Origin of the sequence: Brevundimonas sp. (genome assembly GCF_965279155.1) — a bacterium.
Classification (GTDB): domain Bacteria; phylum Pseudomonadota; class Alphaproteobacteria; order Caulobacterales; family Caulobacteraceae; genus Brevundimonas.
Genome location: NZ_OZ257138.1, coordinates 1134204 through 1152916, shown reverse-complemented (window position 1 = coordinate 1152916; position 18713 = coordinate 1134204). Strand labels below are relative to the sequence as shown.

Genomic DNA, 18713 nt, shown 5'->3' with positions numbered 1-18713 from the left:
ATTATGAACAACACGCTTAAAGCCGCCCTGCTGGTCAGCAGCGCCCTGATCGCCACGCCCGTCTTGGCGCAGACAAACGCTCCGCCGCCACCGGACCACTTCACTCTGGATGGGCGCGGTGTGGATTTGATTTCCGGGCAGTTTGTTCATACTGCAACCGATCTCACAATCGGTCAGCCGGGAGCAGGCGGCCTGAGCCTGAGCCGATCATATTTTGGCTCTAACCAGTGGCGAGACAATTTTATTGGCACGGCAAACCTCTCCGGTTCGGTATTAACAATCTCGATTGGGCTAAATTCGGAGAGATTCCAGAAGTCCGGTTCTGTGTGGACTTCCCTTGATGGTTCCGGGTCTACATTGACCGAAACCACAACGGCTTATACCTATAAGTCGAGTGATGGGTTGTCGGCAACGTTCGCACGAAGTCTTGGTGGTCAGTATATGATCTATCAAGGCAATGCGGGGCTGATCACAAGCATTTCTCAGGTGAATGGTGAGGTTTTGAACTTCACTTATTCAGCCGCCAATGTCTGCATATATCAGGCATCTAACCCCTGTATCACAACGGTAACGTTCCGACGCCTGCAGTCTGTGACCAATAATTTCGGCTATCAGGTCAAGTATGCCTATAGCAGCAATTCCATACCCTCTAATCAGAATGCGGTGTCGCCATGGCTGACTGTTGTTGGCGCCACAGGCTTCAATATGGCCGTGGACTACTGCGATCCGAGTGCCGCAGCGTGCAGTTATTCGCGAGTTTGGCCTAGTGCGACCTACACGGGTTCCGTGAGGCAGGTGGACACCGTCACCGACCAAGCGGGCCGCACGACCACCTACAACTATGCGGGTCTAAAGGTTCGTCTTCCAGGAAGTACTACAGACGATTTATCGGTCAGCTATGCTTCTGGCAAAGTGTCATCTTGGTCGAATGGCGCAGCGACCTGGACGTATAATTTCACTGATGCCGCCGACAATCGAACAGCGACGGTCACGGCGCCGGACGGATCAACGAATGTCGTAGTGTCAAAAATCTCGACCAACCGACCAGTTTCAGCAACGAATGAGATGAGCGCGACGACGACCTTCACTTGGGATGCTCAGGGACGCCTGACGTCCACCGTGGCTCCGGGAGGCATTTCTGCCGGCTACATTTACGATGGTCGGGGCAATGTCACGCAGACCACGCTGACGCCGAAGCCAGGATCAGGCCTCTCTCCTGTCACGACATCCGCGAGCTTCCCAGCCGCTTGCACCAACCCGATCACTTGCAATCTTCCCGCATCGACGACCGATGCGCGCGGCGGAGTGACCGACTACACCTACGATGCGAGCCACGGAGGGCTGCTGACGGTGACGGCGCCTGCGCCGACCTCTAACGCGGTTCGTCCTCAGACGCGGATCGGCTACGCGGCGCAGACGGCCTATTACAAGAACGGTGCGGGGACCATCGTGGCCGCACCCAGTTCCATTGTCCTGCCGGTTTCGGTATCGTCGTGCGCGACCAATGCTGCGGCGGCGTGCGTGGGCACGGTTGATGAGGTGCGTCAGACGATCCAGTACGGCTCGGCGGGTGTAGCGAACAACCTGCTGCCGACGGTCGTGACGCAACGCGATGGCACAGGCGCGCTGAGCGCTTCGGTGACGACGGCCTATAGGGCGAACGGCGACGTGGCGTCGGTGGATGGCCCGCTGCCGGGAGCTGAGGACACCACCACCTACCGCTACGATACGGCGCGTCGCCCGGTCGGCGTGATCGGCCCGGATCCCGATGGAAGCGGCAGCCTGATGCGCCGGGCGCAGCGCGTGACCTATGACGCCGGTAGTCGGCCGACGCAGGTTGACGTGGGAGCGGTCAATGGCATCAGCGACGGGGACTGGAACGGCTTTGTCAGCCTTCAGCAGCAGCTGACCGCCTATGACGGCTTCGGACGCCCGGTGGTGGTGGCCCAACACGGCGGCGGCCAGGCGCATGCGGTGACCCATGTCAGCTATGACGCTGCGGGGCGTCAGGACTGCGTGACGCAACGGATGAACCCGGCGGCCTTCAACAGCCTGCCGGGCTCGGCCTGCGCCTTAGGTGCAGCGGGCGCCTATGGCCCCGACCGGATCATCAAGTACGAATACGACCCTGCCGGACGGCTCAAGCAATCGACGTCCGGCTATCTGTCCGGCGCGCCGATCACCGAGAGCGCGACCTACACCGCCAACGGCAAGCCGCTGACGCTGAAGGACGGGGCGGGCAACGTCTCGACCATGGTCTACGACGGCTTCGACCGGCTGTCGCAGCTGCGCTATCCCGATGCGACGACCGGCAGCGGGACGTCTTCGACCAGCGACTACGAGCAATATGGCTATGACGCCGGCTCCAATGTCATCAGCTTCCGCAACCGGGCGGGGGAAACCATAGGCTCTGGCTACGACGCCCTGAATCGTCAGGTTTCGACGGGTGGATCGGCGATCGCGGATCGCACGATCAGCTATGACAACCTCAATCGCTTGAAGGGGACGAACTTCACGGGCGGCGGGGCGTCCTCCTCCAACACCTATGATGCGCTCGGTCGTCTGATCTCCCAGGCGCAGGCGGGGTTGGGCACGGTCAGCTATGGGTATGATCTGGCGGGACGTCGCACGTCGATGTCGTGGCCGGACGGCTTCTGGGTGACCTATGACTACAACCTCGCCAACGACCTGACGGCGATCCGCGAGAATGGCGCGACGAACTGGTCGCTGACGTCGTTGGCCTATGACAACCTGGGCCGGCCCATTGCTCAGGGCCGCGCGAACGGCGCGACGACCTACAGGAGCTATGACGGCGCGAGCCGCCTGATCAGTTTGAGCCACGACCTGGCGGGGACGGCGAACGATCTGACGCTGACCTACGGCTACAATCCCGCCGGCCAGATCGTCAGCCGGACGATGTCGAACCCAGTCTATGCCTATACGCCGGGAACGGGCAACACGGCCTACGCCAACAACGGCAAGAACCAGGTCACCAGCGTCAATGGCGCGGGCGTCGGCTATGACGGCCGGGGTAACATCGTTCAGATTGGTGGAACCAACACGCAAACCTACGATGGGCTAAATCAACTGACGGCGGCGAACACGACTTCGGGCTGGTTGGGAATGTCCTATGACCCGTCAGGCCGCCTCTATCAGACAACGGATGGCGGTGGAGCTGCGATACGCTTCCTCTACGACGGCCAGCAAGTGATCGGAGAGTACGGCACATCCGGCGCTCTGCTGAAGCGCTATGTGCCGGGATTGGGTCTGGACAATGTGGTTACGGCCTATGAAGGCGCGACCTACGACCGCCGTTATCTGCTGGCGGACGAGCGGGGCTCGGTCGTGTCGATTGCCGACGGTTCGGCCAACGCGCTGACGACCAACACCTACGATGAGTACGGCCAGCCGGGCTCGGGCAACAGCGGCCGGTTCCAGTACACGGGGCAGATGTGGCTGCCGCAGGCCCAGCTCTACCACTATCGGGCCAGAGCCTACGCCCCGCAGCTCGGGCGCTTCATGCAGACCGATCCGATCGGGTATCAGGCTGGGGCTAATGTGTATGGTTATGTCGGAGCCGATCCCGTGAACTTGTCAGATCCGTCTGGGTTGCAAGAATGCGATGGTATAAAGATTACTCCAATCGTCGTTCGTGGCCCCAATCCTTCCAATGCGCCATACGTAAACGACGTCTGCGTTAATGGCACTAAACGTCCACCTTCTTCGCCCGGACCATGTGATCGAAACCCAGCTTTGTGCGGCCCTTCAGGTCCAAATCCGCAGCCCGTGGGAAATCCTAGTGGAAATGGTAATAGCGGGGTAGCACCACCACCCGCACCTAGTGCACGGGAACAATGTGAAGCAGCTTTGAATCCGGGCGATGATCGATTTTTCTGTGATGATAATGGTCGCATGCAGATGTCCGAATCTTACGCGCGAAGAGCCTGTGATAATTATCGTGCTATGATGGAGTCGAATCGAGAAGTGTCTCGCTGGACTGGTGGCTGGGGGCTCGGGTCCGGCACGCTGCGAGTATTTATCACAACACCAAAAGCGTTTTCAGTTTTCGGTTTAGCATTGGGGGGCACGAGTTACTTCCTGTCCCTATCGACGCCACCGCCGGGTTGTACTCGATGAAAAAGTATGTAAATATTTTCTCCCTTGTGTTGATATTACTTCTTTCAGGGGGGTTTTTTGCTGAGCTGTTATTTCCGAGTAACGCTCGTCATTCCGCAGGGATCCTAGCAGGGTCTGGAATTTTGGCGATTTTGGTAGCTTGGGGTCGATCTATAATAATCAGTTGGTTTATAGAGAAGTAATAAAATGCTGTCAGGTTCAGCTTGACAGGAAGCAGATCACTCATCCTCCTGGTTTCTAGGCGGCCGCCATCCACGCACTGCTGTCGACTTAACTGGTCGATGCAACAACGGCCTCACCCAGTTGAAGTTAGGCGGTAGAGGCCACCTAAGTCGCATCTGCCATGGCGTGAAAGAGGCAAAGGTTGGCAGGCTAATGAAATGTTGTTGGGTTTGAAAAGTGTTTTGGATCGCCGAGTGAGTGGTGCGGAAACTCTGGGCTGACTTATGAGGCTTGGGATACTTCTGCTAGCGCTTTCGTCGTAGGATCAGCAGGTGAGATTTCCCGACGCGCTTGTTTTCGCTAAGGTCGCCCGGTCGGTGAGCCTCGGACCGACTAAGTTCCTGAAGCGCCACCGTTCAGCCTGTTTACAGCGCAAAACTCACCCGCCCCTCACCATACCCCCACCGAAGATAGTGCCAAAGCGGATCGTACGCCGCCGTGTCGGGGTAGGCCGCGTGATAGGCCGTCGTCGAGAAACCGGCTGAGGGGTTACGCCCCGCCTGCCAGCCGCCATTGTGATAATCGGTCAGCTGATTGACCGAGGCCGACAGCCCATAGGTCGCGCGATACCAGGCCGTGTTGAAATACCGATTAGGCCAGCGGTTCTCCGAGGCGCCCCATTGTAGCCAATGCTGATAGGGCTCGAGGCCTGCCGCGCGGATATCCGGATAGGTCTGAAGGTAGAAGTAGGGATCAAACCCATCGTCCAGCACTTGGGCTCCCCCGATGGCCTCGCAGCACCGACGTGATGCGCGGTTATCCGCCCCGTCGAGCTTATAGGAGGTGGTGTCATTGTTGTTGGTCCCAGAGTGCGTCAGGCGACCCTGGGCGTCATAGCCATAGACCGTGGTGGTCTGAGCCAGCGCCTGCAGGGGGAGAGCTCCGGCAATGGCAACGATCGCGACGGTGATGACGCTGAACCTCATAACCCCTGCTCCTTGAGGCGAACCTCGCTGACGGACCGACGCCCAGAGGTACGGTCCAGTTGAATGAAAACGTCGATGCTGGCGCGAACATAGTGCAGCACATCGTCTCGGCTGAGCCTGGTCGCGCCCTGCAGAACCAGGAGCGCCAACTGCTCGATGGCCCGATCAGGACTGTCGGCGTGGACGGTCGTCATCGATCCCGGGTGGCCCGTGTTGACCGCCCTGAGGAAGGTGTAGGCTTCCGGTCCGCGCAACTCGCCCAGGATGATGCGGTCAGGCCGCATACGTAGCGACGCGTTCAGCAGGTCTTCCGCGGTCACCGACGCTTCGCCCAGAGCGCTGCGAGCGGCTAGCAGGCCGACGCCGTTGGGATGCCGCAGAACTAGTTCGGGCGTGTCCTCGATGAGCAATAGCCGCTCATCGATTGGGATCTCCTGGATGAGCGCGTTGAGGAAAGTGGTCTTGCCGGTCGATGTGCCGCCGGAGATCAGGATGTTGCGCCGCGCCGATACGGCCGCCTTTAGCAATCCGGCCGTATCCCCCGCATTCTGAAGGAACCTAAGGTGCGCATCGATCGGACGATCCTCGTTTGAACGCCCAAGCTGCGTCGCCTCAAATGCACCTGCCGCGAGGTAGTCATTCAAGCTCATATCCGCGGCCACCTGTTTGCGGATGGCCAGCGCCACTTCCCCTCGTGTTGCCGGCGGGATCACGATCTGGATGCGCTCACCGGTCGGCAATGACGCCGACAGAATGGGGTGTTCTCGGCTGATCCCCTGATGACTGAAGGCCGCGATCTGCCGCGCAAGGCGACCCAGCACCTCGTTGGTCAGATGTGGAACCTCATGTTGTTCAACGCAGCCGCCCAGTGTCTCCGCCCAAAGCTCGCCCGGACGGTTGACGTAGATGTCGGTGACGTCAGGCCTGCCCAATATCCCAGCCAGCGGCGCCAGATAGCTCCTGAGGTAAACCTGACCCTGCGCCGAGCCGTCGCTCACCGGCGTGCTCCCCCAGAAGCAAACTCCAAGTCACGCGAGACCAACACGGTCACTCTGGCCCCCGCTTCGGTCCTTAGGGTGGGCTGAAACCTGTTTGTCTCAGTCGCAGCCCCACCAGCATTTGGGCTCGATCCAGGCAGGGCGACAACCAGACCGCCATCGCCGCCGAGGCTACGTGCCGCTGCGCCTGCGCCGATGTTGAGAGTGGTTTGGAGAAGCGCCGCGCCGAAACGCTCGATGAAGTGGCTGTCGACGCGGCCGCGGATCCCCGTCCGACCCTGGAGATCTCCGGCCGGCGACGCCAGAGCGATAGTCACCCCGTCGGGTCTCACCAAGCGCGTCCATTCGACGAGCGCCCGGTTCTGTCCGGCGGCGAGATCCGTCTGATACTCGCCGAACAACCGAGAGCCGCGCGGGATGAGGACGCGGCTGCCATCGAACCCTCGCACGTCGCGAGAGACGATGGCGCGGACATTCCCAGCGCGCGTGGAGTCGAGCGCAGTTTCAAGCACAGCCGGGATCAATGTGCCCTGCGGGACCGTCGTCGCCGTTCGCCTTAACCGCCCCGAGCGGACGGCGGTGTCTTGCACGGCGGCCGACGGATTAGGTCCATCGGATGCCGTGGCGCTGCGTGCGCTCCCACCTGCTGTGGTGTCTATGACGAGGGCTGCACTGGTCGACGCGCCTGATCCTTGGCCCATCGGCGGTATGGCTTGAGGCGGCGTGAAGTTCTGTTGCGGCATATAGGTCGGCGGCGGAGGCTGCGGCGCAAAGGGAGCAGGCTGCATGGGGGGCTGCCGCATCGGCTGACCGGTCAGGGTAGGCGCCGCAAACACGTTTTCAACTGCGGCGACAGGCGATGCTGGAGGCGGGGGCGGGACCGGGGGTTCCGGGAAAATGTAAAGCGGCGGCGGCGCTTGAACCGTTTGCACCGCGTCCACAGAGCGCGCCTGGATGGAGGGGGCGGATGCCGCACGTCTTTGACCATCGAGCACCAGGAACAACAACACTGCCCCCACCGCCAGGCCGACGGCCATCACCCAGATTGAGACCTGCCTCCCTTGGCGCGCCACGACCGGTCGGATGTCGGCATCGTTGGAAAGCGGCGGGCGAGGATCGCTCGTCGGGCGGTTCACCGGCTGGCCCTTTCGCGAAGTCTTTGCGCGCGGGCGACCTGGCCATCCAGGCGGAACAGCAAGGCGCGGTGAACGGCGTCGATCACATAGCGGCCATCGCGCATATGCCCATCGAGCAAAATCTCGTCGCCCTGGTCGTCAATGGCGAACACGACAGGCAGGGTTTGCGCCGCACGCCATTGGATGAAGGTTCTCACGCCATCGTCGTCGATCGCGGCGGGACGCAAGCCGATGGCGCCAGACAGGCGATAGCGACCAACTCCTGGACGGGCGGCCGGTTGGCCGTCGTCACTCGCGCCCGGGTAGACGAAGCGCACTGTGAAGGGCGTGTCGGGCCCAGGCGCAGGAGCGGCGGAGAGTTCAAAACTGTAGACACGGACATCGGTGATGACCGTCATATTGGTCGTCCCGCCAGACCGTAGCGGTTTCAGGAACAGAGCATCACCCTGGTTATTGAGCGTCGCCTGCCAAGCGTCGCCATCGCCGATGGCGACATTCTCGACCTGCTCTCCGGGCCCGAAGATGACAGTCGTCTGGAAGTTGCTGGCGACCCTCAACCGCACGACCTGCCCGACATCATATCGAACGGTCTGGAGCCTTGGATCGTTAGCGGGCGCTGCAGGAGTTGAAGGCGCCGGGCCAAGCGCTGGAGGTCCGGGCATACCCACCCCAGGCGTTTGCGCCATGGTCGGTGTCGCGATGAGAGCCAAACAGAAAACCAAGCGCCTCATGGCGTTTCGACCTCAACGGCGTCAACGGGCTCTAGAGCCGCCTCATCCTTCAAGGCGGGTTGCGAGACGGCTTCCTGAGCGGGGAGGAGCGCCTCGGGATCACGTCTGTAGCTCAGGACCTGGAAGCCCAGAGGATTGATGAAGCGGTCGGCGGCCGACATGGGTTCGCCGGAGAAGCGATACTGAACAATGGCGACCCAGGGCAAAGCCGGGTGAGGGGATCCGCCGGCGTCGCGCCGTATGGTTTCAAAGCGCACGAGGGCGGAGCTATCATTTAGGGGCGAGACGCTCTTGACCCGCGTTTCGATGACCGTGGTCTTTGGATAGCGGGTGAGGGGGCTGTCGAGGTTCGACGCCTGCATCAGGGCCACATAGTCGGTACGCGCCTGCTCGGCGGACCACAGGCCGACCTTCTGATAGTTGGCCTGAAGCGCAGCCATGTCGAAGCTCTCGCGACCAATCACATACTGAACAAGCATCGACTGAACGAGCGCCTTGTCAGGCGTGATTTGGCCCGGTGCGAGAGGCTTCAGCTCCTGAACAAAGCCGGTCGTACGATCGACCAGAAGTGTATAGGGCACGACGGTCTTCAGCGGCGCGAGCGCGACCAGGGCGACACCCTCGGCGACCGCGACAGTCGCCGCGCAGCCCGCAACGATCCAGGCGATCCGGCGGGAGGTTTGCAGCGCACCGATCCGGTCGGCGGCCCAACTTCCGGCTTCGCGATAGTAGGCGTCCAACGCCTCACGACTGGATTTCTTCATGAGCGGCGGTCTCGAAGTGCAGCGCCGAGAGATTTTCTCGGTTTGGTGCGGCGAAGAGTCTGGCTTGGACTGGGGATGGCGAAGGTCTCTGCGCCCGCGGCGGAGACCTGTGAACTGCGCGCCATTGGGGTGGTCGCGTAGGGCGCGATGGCCGCCTGAGCCTGTTGCTCACGGCGCTGACTGGAGCGCATGGCGTCGGCGATGACGAGCGATCGAGAGGATACCGCGGGAGCCTCTTGGCGGGTGACGGTTGGACTGTGAGGGGTTTCACCCGCCTTGATCATCACCGGCGCGGGAAGGACGTCGGCGTGGTCCATTACAGCCCTGAAGTTCGGCGCGCTCGTCATGAAGGCGAGGCGTAGCAGGATGGCCATACTTCCGAACAAGGCGACGGCGAAGCCAAGCGAAAGGATAAGAAGTTCAACCGGCGCTGAAGGAGCGACAGTCGATGCCTGACGCAGCCCCACCACCTGCGTTAGCCAAGGCTCGATCACCGCAAGTTCCACCCCAAGGATCAGCGCCGTAACGACCGAAGCCAGCAGGGTGAACACGAGGGCCCTCGCCCATCCGATCACCAGGCCGCGCGACATGTCGAACAGGAGCAGGCCTGCAAAGAGGGGGGCGAGCGCAAGCAGGACGCCTGCAGTGATGCGAACAATAGAAAAGGCTGCGACGACGCTGGTCAGGAAGATGACGCGCGCCCATCCGAAGGCGGGGTCGTCCGCGATCGGGAACCGTTGCTGCTCTCCAGAAGATGACGGCAAGGTCGCGGCCGGTTCGCGTCCCGTGCCCAGGTTGGTGAGCCTGATGATCGCGCTGTCTGCCGCCTGCAATCGCGCAATGAGCGCGGTTTCCCCGGCAGCGCCCGGCAGTGCTGCGGGACCGCCCACGGCGGCGATGATCTGTTCTGGGGCGTCAACGATGACGTCATAAACGACGGTTTTGTAGGCAGGCCAACTGCCCGCCAAGGTCAGGACGACGCCGATCTTCACCACGGCCATTAGGCCGTCTCGCAAGGACGGGGTTTGGCCCATCATCATTCGCAGGCCCAACAGCGCGACGAAAATCGTCAGCAACCCGGTCAGGACGAGAGAGACGAAGGAGGCCGGGTTCGAAAGGGACTGATAGCCCACGCTGCCGATTGCTTGCGCCTGGCAATCGATGTGCGCCAGCAGGGTCGATAGGAAGGCATCGCCAGTCGAGAGGGGGGAGCAAGTCGCCATGATCACGCGCGCTCCAAGAGCGGCGTCATCCAATCAGCAGGATCATCGCCGACCTCTGCGCGAATTTCGTCGAGTTGGCGGACGGTGCGCTCTCTTCCCGAGAGGATAGTCAGGATGTCTTGTTCGCCGGACAGATCCAGGCGGGCGACGACGCTCTCACCGCCGCGTTTGATCAGGAAGCAGTGCGAGCTGTCTGGCAGGCTGCGGATGAGATCAAACTCATGCGGCGTCAGGCCGAAGCCGCCCACGTAGTCCTCGGCGCGCGCCTTGGGGTTGATCATGAAGATCTGGGTTGCAGCCTGTTCGACAATGGCGCTGGCGATCCGGCTTTCCAAGGCGTCTTGGGCGCTTTGGGTGGCGAAACCGACGATGCCATTGCGTTTGCGGATCGTCTTTTCCCAATCCTTGATGCGGCGCACGAAGACATCGTCATCCAGCGCCTTCCAGCCCTCATCGACGACAATGATGGCGGGCGACCCGTCCAGTCGTTCCTCCACGCGGTGGAACAGGTACATCATCGCCGGCGTCCGCAGTGTCGGGTCGTCAAGCAGGACGGTCATGTCGAACCCGACGGTCTCAGCCGACAGGTCGGTCAGGTCAGACGCATTGTCGAACAACCAGGCGCGTTCGCCGTCACCCCACCAGGACCGCAAGCGGGACCAAAGATCGCTTGCGGTTGGCCGCCGGTCGCCGCGGAAGAGTTCGACGAGGTAGCGAAGCCGACGATGCTCGATGGGTTGATCGTAGTTGGCGGCGACGGCGTCCCGGATCCGCTCCAAGTCCTCGAGATTCACGTCGCCGGCGAGAGCGGTCAGCCATTCGACCAGGAAACCCCGATTGGCGGCTGTGTCGTCCAATTGAAGGGGGTTGAGGCCTGAGGCCTCGCCTGGGCGAAGCAGATCGTAGCGACCGTCCATCGCGCGGATGAACAGTTCCGCGCCGCGATCCTTGTCAAAAAAGATGATGCGGGGCGAGAGTTTGCGGGCTTGGGCCAGCAGGAAGTTGAGAACGACGGTCTTGCCGGAGCCGGAGGGGCCGATAATGGTAAAGTTGCCGAGATCGCCCTGGTGGAAGTTGAAGAAGTAGGGACCTGCGGCCGTGGTTTCGAGGAGCGTGACGGCGTCGCCCCAGTGATTGCCGGAGGGCGAGCCGAGCGGAAAGTTATGGGCGCTGGCCAGGCCCGCGAAGTTGTTGGTCGAGACCAGACCGCGGCGAGCGATGTAGTTGAAGTTGGCAGGGAACTGAGCCCAGAAGGCGGGCTCCAGTGCAATGTCCTCGCGCACGGCGACGACGCCCATGTCGGCTAGAGCCGCCGTGACCTCAGCGACGCCGGCGTCGATCTCGGCCAGGGTGTCGGCGCGCACGGCGATGGTCATATGGTGTTCGCCGTAACCCGCGCGTCCAGCCGCTACATCGTCCTTGGCCTGCGCGAGTTCGCCCCGCAGCGAGAGGGCTTCGTCCTCGGCCGATCTCATGCGACGCAGGGCCAGGTTCATCCGCTCGAGTGCGGCCTGGCGCTCCACGAAGGCGAAGGATTGAGTGATGGTCAGTTCGTGGGGCAATCGTAGCAGTTCATCGAACATGCCGGGGGCTGTGTGGGCGGGATAGTCTTTGACGGAAACCAGCCCGACAAAGCTGCGCGCCAAATGACCGGCTGCGGAGAGCTCGACCGCGTTCTGCCCAAAGCTCACCCGGCGGTAGGGGAGGTAGGCGCCGAGATCCTGGTGCGGCAGCAGCACCGCGCGTCGCTCGCCGTTGTAGAGCGAAGAAAGAAACTCCAGCGGTTCAGAGCACGGTCCGCTGGGTGTGTCATAGACCCCCAGCAGTCGAGGCGCATAGTCGCCAAGCGCCGCAAAAAGGGCTTCGCGACCCGCATCCAGTTGAGCGAGTTCATAGGCCTGCGCGGTATCGTTCGTGTCACCGACGCGGGCGAACCAGTTCCTCAGGCGATCCGCAACGCCGATCCGACCCTGCAAAGGGCGACGCACAAGCGTCAGATACAGATCGTTGGCGAATAGGGTCTTGGCAGCCAGACGATCAGCCCATCGATCGCCGAGCGCCTGGGAAAAGGCGTCGGGGAAGGGCGCATCGACATTGATCACCACCCGGCGGCGCTCGATATGGTGGTAGAGGGCAAAGCGCGACGTGCCGACGGCGCGGAGCATCGCGTCGCGCAGGGTCTTGCGATAGTTGAGTTCCGCCGTGTCTGCCGTCTCGAACAACAGCCCGCGCAACTGAATGACCTGGAACAAGAGCCCGTCCCGGGTCTCAATCGTGTGGTCATTCAGGTGCCGCCCATAGGGCAGGTGGGTCCCCGCCGCCTGTTCGCGCTCAACAGTGCGACGTCCCTGGCTCAGGGCCGGTAAGAGTTGCATCGCCAAAGACTATTGTTGCGAACACGCGGGCACTGACGGACGCGGGTCAGCCACAGGTCGATGATCCGGGGCTCACGCAGGCAGAGCAAGACGCCTGCGCCGTGGATGATCAGGGCGACGGGCAAGACCCAAATCGAGCGAAAAATCAGGAAGAGCTCTGCGGCGATGACGGCGTTGATGATGAAGTAGTTGTAGGTGACGCCGGCGAACATCTGCGGACGCGTGAGAGCGGTGAAAAGCGGGGTCCGTTCCAGATCCTCCAACGCCTAGCCCCCGAGCGCGGCGGTGGAGCGGATGCCGGCCACAATGCTGGCGGCGCCGAACAGAATGAAGCAGCCGACGATGACGACGGCGCCGTAGCGCCAGTTAAGGCGTCCGCTTAGCATCAGGAGGCCAACGCAGGCGACTGCAATGACGGCCACGACGGTGGCGATGGTGCCAAGAAGCGTGCCTTGCAGCCACTGGACCGCTTTGACGATCGGGCCGGACCCTTGAGGGTCAGCCAGCACCGTTTGGGCGTGGGCGATCGTTGGTCCGACTAAGGCGACACAAGCGACGATGCCGCCGCGAAGCGGCGCGACAAAGTTCTTCATTGGCAGTCCCCCAGTCCCCTGACTGGTGATCATACTTGCCGAGAAATCTAGTGGCGCCAAGGCGAAACGCCGCTTTCAACTCCTCATGTGTGGATCAATCTGCGGGTGCGTTGTCGCTAATGATTTCATCCACCAATTCGTCAAGCGCTGCCATTGACGGGTATCTGTGTTTGACGAATAGTTCGCGCACAGGGGGAATTGATGCAGCAATGGCGAGCGTGCGCGACTATAGTCGCAGCAATGTTTTTTGCAGGCCCTGTGGGGGCTCAGGAAAGCCAAGACTTCGGTTACGATGTGCACGGACGGCTTATTGCTGTGCATCGCGACACGGCGTCGTCCTCGACAGTGACGGCTTACGGTCTGAATTCCGCTGACAACCGAGCCGCGCGCGAAATCGTGCTCACAATGGCGGCAGTTTGGGAAGCGGAGGCTCTTAACCACTACACTGGATATGCGCAGGACGAAGGCTGGGAGGCGAATGCGCAGCAGCCCAGTTCGCTCCTGATCGCTGGCCCATATACCGCGACGGTTCCAAGCGGGTTTAGGGTCGCGGTGTGGAAGATGATGGCTGGGCCGTCGTCGAGCACGGCGCCCTTGGTGAAACTCGACGTCTTTGATCTCTCCAACATGGAGGTGCTGACGGAGGTCACTCTACCTCGATCGGCCTGGCGATCCGACTGGACCTATCAGTGGTTTGAGCTGCCCTTCATGATGGATTCCTCGCGTGCAGGTCATGTCATGGAGTTCCGCGTCCACTTTTTCCCGATCACTCACGTGCGCGTCGACAAGGTGGGGTATCGATGAAACGGCATTTTCTCGTTGTAGCAGCGCTCACGCTTAGCTGCATAACCTCCTCGGTCCAGGCGCAGCAGACCGAGACCTTCGTCTACGATGTTCATGGACGTTTGCAGGCGGCGGCTAAAGCGCCCGCCGTTGGTGGCTCGGTTAGTCGCTACGGGTTGGATGGAGCGGATAACCGCGCGGGGCGTCTGACCGAAGCGGTACCACTAAGATCGCCGGTGCAGGAGCTACAGTCGGGGCAGTTCATCCTCGCATCCCAATTCATCCCATCTGCAGACGGTCGGTTTTCGCTCCATGTGCAACTGGACGGCAACGTCGTGCTTTACGGACCGCCCGGTTATCTCTGGTCCGCCGCCGGAACGTGGGGACGCGGATCGACCACCCTCACCATGCAAACGGACGGCAATCTGACCGTCCGCGGCCCGCAAAACGAACTCATCTGGCAGAGCGGCACCGGCGGTTATCCAGGCGCACGACTCGCCGTTCAGAACGACGGCAATCTTGTCATTTACTCAGGCTGGACCGCCATCTGGCACACAGGCACCTGCTGCTACTGAAATCCTTTTGGAAAAGTCCATGAAGAATACGCTAAAAGCCGCCCTGCTGGTCACCAGCGCATTTACTGGATTAATCGCGGGCGCAGCTAGCGCTCAGAGTGTTCTTCAGGCGCCTCCGCCGTCGACCTATAGTCTGGACGAGAGAGGGGTTGATCTAATCTCCGGTACTTTCGTTTATTCCAGAAACGAAGTCGCTATCGGTCAACTCGATCAGGGCGGCTTAGCCTATTTGAGAACCTTTATCGGCTCCGGATCGCGAGACAATCTCCAGGGGGCCATCACCCAAAACAGCGCCAACAAATTTGTCGTCAGCATAGGACCCTCGTCCGAAGCATTTGATCCGGCTGGTTCTACCTTCGTTCCTGTTGAACAGACCGGTTCTACGCTCGTCATATCCGGCTCCGACTATATCTACACCGCTTCGGATGGAACTGTGGCGACATTCTTTGGGGGTGACTGGAGCGCAGCAGGCTTGCCTGACGCCAATGTGGCACGCTTAAGTACAATTCGCAGGCCTTCTGGTGAGGTTCTGAGTTTCACCTATCGCCAGATAAGATCGGCGCGCCAAGGTGGGATTTTTCGCCTTCAATCGGTTACTAACAATCGTGGCTATCAACTTCATCTCAAATATTTTGCAGATGCCGTTGGTAATGGCGCGACCTACACCGATGTGGTCACGTTGAACCGCGTGACCGCTATCAACAATGCCGTCGATTATTGCGCGCCTACGGCTTTTACCTGCACCGGATTGAGCCAGCCCTGGCCGACCGCCACGATCAACAACAGCGGTGGAACCATCACCGACTCACTTGGCCGGGTGACGGGATTATCGTTCGGAACGTATGGGCTGACCGGAATCAAGCCGCCGTCGAGTTCGACGCCGACGATTGAGATGACCTACAATGCGGATGGCCGAGTTAGCTCTTACACGCAAGGAGGAGTGAGTTGGAGCTACACTTACAGCGATAGCTCCAACGTCAGAACCACGACGGTGACCGATGCGTTGTCGAACCAGACGGTCGTCACGTCTAACCTGACAACAGGTCGCATCAGCAGCTTTAAAGATCCGCTTAACCGTACAACAAGCTTCGTTTACGACTCCCAAAAACGCCCGACGAGGATTACCTATCCCGAGGGAAACTATATCGAATACTCCTACGATGCTCGCGGAAATATTCTCACTACACGGGCAGTCGCGAAGCCGGCTGGGGGATTGGCTGACCTTGTGACTTCGGCAGTCTATGAAAGCAGCTGCTTTAACCCCGTCACCTGTAACATGCCGACCTCGACGACGGATGCGCGTGGTGCGGTCACAGATTATACGTACGATCCGACGCACGGCGGGGTTCTGACGGTGACGGCACCTGCGGCTGTCCCGGGAGCAGTTCGTTCGCAGACGCGGATCGGCTATGCTGCGCAGACGGCATACTACAAGAATGGCTCGGGCAATGTGATTGCAGCGCCCAGTTCCATCGTCTTGCCGATCTCAACCTCGTCTTGCGCGACCAATGCTGCACCGTCTTGCGTGGACACGGTCGATGAGGTGCGACAGACGATCCAGTACGGCTCTGCAGGCGTGGCCAACAATCTGCTGCCGACCGTGGTGACGCAGGACGACGGCGCGGGCACGCTGAGCGCCTCGGTGACGACGGCCTACACGGTAAACGGGGATGTGGTGTCGGTCGATGGCCCGCTGCCCGGTGCTGATGACACCACCTATTACCGCTATGATACGGCGCGTCAGTCGGTGGGAATGATTGGTCCGGATCCGGACGGCGCCGGCAGTCTGATGCGCCGCGCCCAGCGCGTGACCTACGACGCCGACAGCCGACCGACGCAGGTGGAAGCGGGCGCGGTCAACGGGATCAGCGACGCAGACTGGAACGGCTTTGTCAGCCTTCAGCAGCAGCTGACCGCCTATGACGGCTTCGGACGCCCGGTGGTGGTGGCCCAACACGGCGGCGGCCAGGCGCATGCGGTGACCCATGTCAGCTATGACGCTGCGGGGCGTCAGGACTGCGTGACGCAACGGATGAACCCGGCGGCCTTCAACAGCCTGCCGGGCTCGGCCTGCGCCTTAGGTGCAGCGGGCGCCTATGGCCCCGACCGGATCATCAAGTACGAATACGACCCTGCCGGACGGCTCAAGCAATCGACGTCCGGCTATCTGTCCGGCGCGCCGATCACCGAGAGCGCGACCTACACCGCCAACGGCAAGCCGCTGACGCTGAAGGACGGGGCGGGCAACGTCTCGACCATGGTCTACGACGGCTTCGACCGGCTGTCGCAGCTGCGCTATCCCGATGCGACGACCGGCAGCGGGACGTCTTCGACCAGCGACTACGAGCAATATGGCTATGACGCCGGCTCCAATGTCATCAGCTTCCGCAACCGGGCGGGGGAAACCATAGGCTCTGGCTACGACGCCCTGAATCGTCAGGTTTCGACGGGTGGATCGGCGATCGCGGATCGCACGATCAGCTATGACAACCTCAATCGCTTGAAGGGGACGAACTTCACGGGCGGCGGGGCGTCCTCCTCCAACACCTATGATGCGCTCGGTCGTCTGATCTCCCAGGCGCAGGCGGGGTTGGGCACGGTCAGCTATGGGTATGATCTGGCGGGACGTCGCACGTCGATGTCGTGGCCGGACGGCTTCTGGGTGACCTATGACTACAACCTCGCCAACGACCTGACGGCGATCCGCGAGAATGGCGCGACGAACTGGTCGCTGACGTCGTTGGCCTATGACAACCTGGGCCGGCCCATTGCTCAGGGCCGCGCGAACGGCGCGACGACCTACAGGAGCTATGACGGCGCGAGCCGCCTGATCAGTTTGAGCCACGACCTGGCGGGGACGGCGAACGATCTGACGCTGACCTACGGCTACAATCCCGCCGGCCAGATCGTCAGCCGGACGATGTCGAACCCAGTCTATGCCTATACGCCGGGAACGGGCAACACGGCCTACGCCAACAACGGCAAGAACCAGGTCACCAGCGTCAATGGCGCGGGCGTCGGCTATGACGGCCGGGGTAACATCGTTCAGATTGGTGGAACCAACACGCAAACCTACGATGGGCTAAATCAACTGACGGCGGCGAACACGACTTCGGGCTGGTTGGGAATGTCCTATGACCCGTCAGGCCGCCTCTATCAGACAACGGATGGCGGTGGAGCTGCGATACGCTTCCTCTACGACGGCCAGCAAGTGATCGGAGAGTACGGCACATCCGGCGCTCTGCTGAAGCGCTATGTGCCGGGATTGGGTCTGGACAATGTGGTTACGGCCTATGAAGGCGCGACCTACGACCGCCGTTATCTGCTGGCGGACGAGCGGGGCTCGGTCGTGTCGATTGCCGACGGTTCGGCCAACGCGCTGACGACCAACACCTACGATGAGTACGGCCAGCCGGGCTCGGGCAACAGCGGCCGGTTCCAGTACACGGGCCAGATGTGGTTGCCGCAGGCCCAGCTCTATCACTATCGGGCCAGGGCCTACGCCCCGCAGCTCGGGCGGTTCATGCAGACCGATCCTATCGGGTATCAGGCGGGGGCTAATATCTATGGGTATGTCGGAGCGGATCCTGTCAACTTGATTGATCCGCTGGGGCTACAGGAGGTTCCAACCCGTGTTGGAGATGTAGTAGTTAACAGACATAGATGTCTGGTTTCAAGGGAAAGTATTTGTATGGATGGTGGGGCGCGGAGCCCTAATCCTGGCAGATCAGGCCAGCCTGCTGCCGGGAATGAGAGAGGGGAGAGCGCAGGAAGATCTCGACCTGAGGAAAGAGCGAGGACCTGTGCCGCTGCTTCAGTGGCGCGGGAAAATACGCAAGGTGCGATCCCTCCTGGTCTTCGTCGAAATCCTGATTTTTGGAACAATCCTGATGCTTTGCGTGCGACGCTGTCATCCAGCATTAGGACAGCGAACGCTGCAGATTGGATTGCAGACGCCACTTCACCCCTAGGTACCGCACAAGCTATTGGAGCGGTGGTAAACCGAGAGGTACGTGTTGGTACCGGCAGGGGTGGTCGTCAAGGTTTAATTGGAAGATTTACTTCAACTCTTGCTGGCGGATTAACTGCTGCGACATGGATAGTATCAAGAGATTTGGAGATGACTGAAAGAAGGAGTCAAATCGCAGCTAGGAACCGGATAGCGGAGATTGAGGCGTGTTCGTCATGAGGCGATTTGCTAAGATGTTGGGTTTGATCATAATCATAATGACAGTTGGGTTTCTGATGTA

Annotated in this window: 13 protein-coding genes; 4 read left to right on the top strand and 9 right to left on the bottom strand. The window is 61.0% G+C overall.

The window, feature by feature from the left end:
* Window positions 1–3: 3 nt before the first annotated feature.
* Window positions 4–4137: an RHS repeat-associated core domain-containing protein gene (locus ACQY72_RS05500; RefSeq protein ID WP_428156243.1), complete on the top strand. Its 4134-nt coding sequence runs from the start codon at window positions 4–6 to the stop codon at window positions 4135–4137.
* Between the two features lie 587 nt (window positions 4138–4724).
* On the opposite strand, the gene ACQY72_RS05495 is transcribed toward ACQY72_RS05500, so the two are convergent.
* The 9 genes from ACQY72_RS05495 to ACQY72_RS05455 form a co-directional block, all read right to left on the bottom strand.
* The gene (locus tag ACQY72_RS05495; protein ID WP_428156242.1) at window positions 4725–5285 is read right to left on the bottom strand and encodes a hypothetical protein; all 561 of its coding nucleotides are present in this window, start codon (window positions 5283–5285) and stop codon (window positions 4725–4727) included.
* Window positions 5282–6283 (bottom strand): P-type DNA transfer ATPase VirB11, encoded by a 1002-nt coding sequence (gene virB11 / locus ACQY72_RS05490; protein ID WP_428156241.1) that lies wholly within the window; start codon window positions 6281–6283, stop codon window positions 5282–5284. Before virB11 ends, ACQY72_RS05495 begins: the two co-directional genes overlap by 4 nt.
* Complete coding sequence (locus ACQY72_RS05485; protein ID WP_428156681.1) at window positions 6280–6984, bottom strand: TrbI/VirB10 family protein; 705 nt, start codon at window positions 6982–6984, stop codon at window positions 6280–6282. Before ACQY72_RS05485 ends, virB11 begins: the two co-directional genes overlap by 4 nt.
* A gap of 431 nt (window positions 6985–7415) precedes the next feature.
* Window positions 7416–8081 carry a TrbG/VirB9 family P-type conjugative transfer protein gene (locus ACQY72_RS05480; protein WP_428156680.1) on the bottom strand — a complete coding sequence of 222 codons (666 nt, stop codon included), beginning with the start codon at window positions 8079–8081 and terminating at the stop codon, window positions 7416–7418.
* Window positions 8082–8146: 65 nt separating this feature from the next.
* The gene (locus ACQY72_RS05475) at window positions 8147–8914 is read right to left on the bottom strand and encodes a virB8 family protein (protein WP_428156240.1); all 768 of its coding nucleotides are present in this window, start codon (window positions 8912–8914) and stop codon (window positions 8147–8149) included.
* Window positions 8911–10170 carry a type IV secretion system protein gene (locus tag ACQY72_RS05470; protein ID WP_428156239.1) on the bottom strand — a complete coding sequence of 420 codons (1260 nt, stop codon included), beginning with the start codon at window positions 10168–10170 and terminating at the stop codon, window positions 8911–8913. The genes ACQY72_RS05475 and ACQY72_RS05470 overlap by 4 nt, the downstream gene beginning before the upstream one ends.
* A complete protein-coding gene (locus tag ACQY72_RS05465; protein WP_428156679.1) occupies window positions 10140–12512 on the bottom strand; it encodes a VirB4 family type IV secretion/conjugal transfer ATPase in 2373 nt (790 codons plus the stop codon). The genes ACQY72_RS05470 and ACQY72_RS05465 overlap by 31 nt, the downstream gene beginning before the upstream one ends.
* Window positions 12491–12775 (bottom strand): type IV secretion system protein VirB3, encoded by a 285-nt coding sequence (locus ACQY72_RS05460; RefSeq protein WP_428156238.1) that lies wholly within the window; start codon window positions 12773–12775, stop codon window positions 12491–12493. The genes ACQY72_RS05465 and ACQY72_RS05460 overlap by 22 nt, the downstream gene beginning before the upstream one ends.
* A 3-nt stretch (window positions 12776–12778) precedes the next feature.
* A complete protein-coding gene (locus ACQY72_RS05455) occupies window positions 12779–13105 on the bottom strand; it encodes a TrbC/VirB2 family protein (protein ID WP_428156237.1) in 327 nt (108 codons plus the stop codon).
* Between the two features lie 240 nt (window positions 13106–13345).
* Between ACQY72_RS05455 and ACQY72_RS05450 the strand changes: the two genes are divergently transcribed.
* Genes ACQY72_RS05450 through ACQY72_RS05440 form a run of 3 tightly spaced genes read left to right on the top strand, consistent with a single transcriptional unit; the run spans window position 13346 to window position 18652 of the window.
* Window positions 13346–13909 carry a hypothetical protein gene (locus ACQY72_RS05450; RefSeq protein WP_428156236.1) on the top strand — a complete coding sequence of 188 codons (564 nt, stop codon included), beginning with the start codon at window positions 13346–13348 and terminating at the stop codon, window positions 13907–13909.
* Window positions 13906–14463, top strand: a complete 558-nt coding sequence (locus ACQY72_RS05445; protein ID WP_428156235.1) for a hypothetical protein — start codon at window positions 13906–13908, stop codon at window positions 14461–14463. The genes ACQY72_RS05450 and ACQY72_RS05445 overlap by 4 nt, the downstream gene beginning before the upstream one ends.
* A gap of 19 nt (window positions 14464–14482) precedes the next feature.
* Window positions 14483–18652, top strand: coding sequence for an RHS repeat domain-containing protein (locus ACQY72_RS05440; RefSeq protein ID WP_428156234.1), 4170 nt, complete (start codon window positions 14483–14485; stop codon window positions 18650–18652).
* The last annotated feature ends 61 nt before the right edge of the window (window positions 18653–18713 follow it).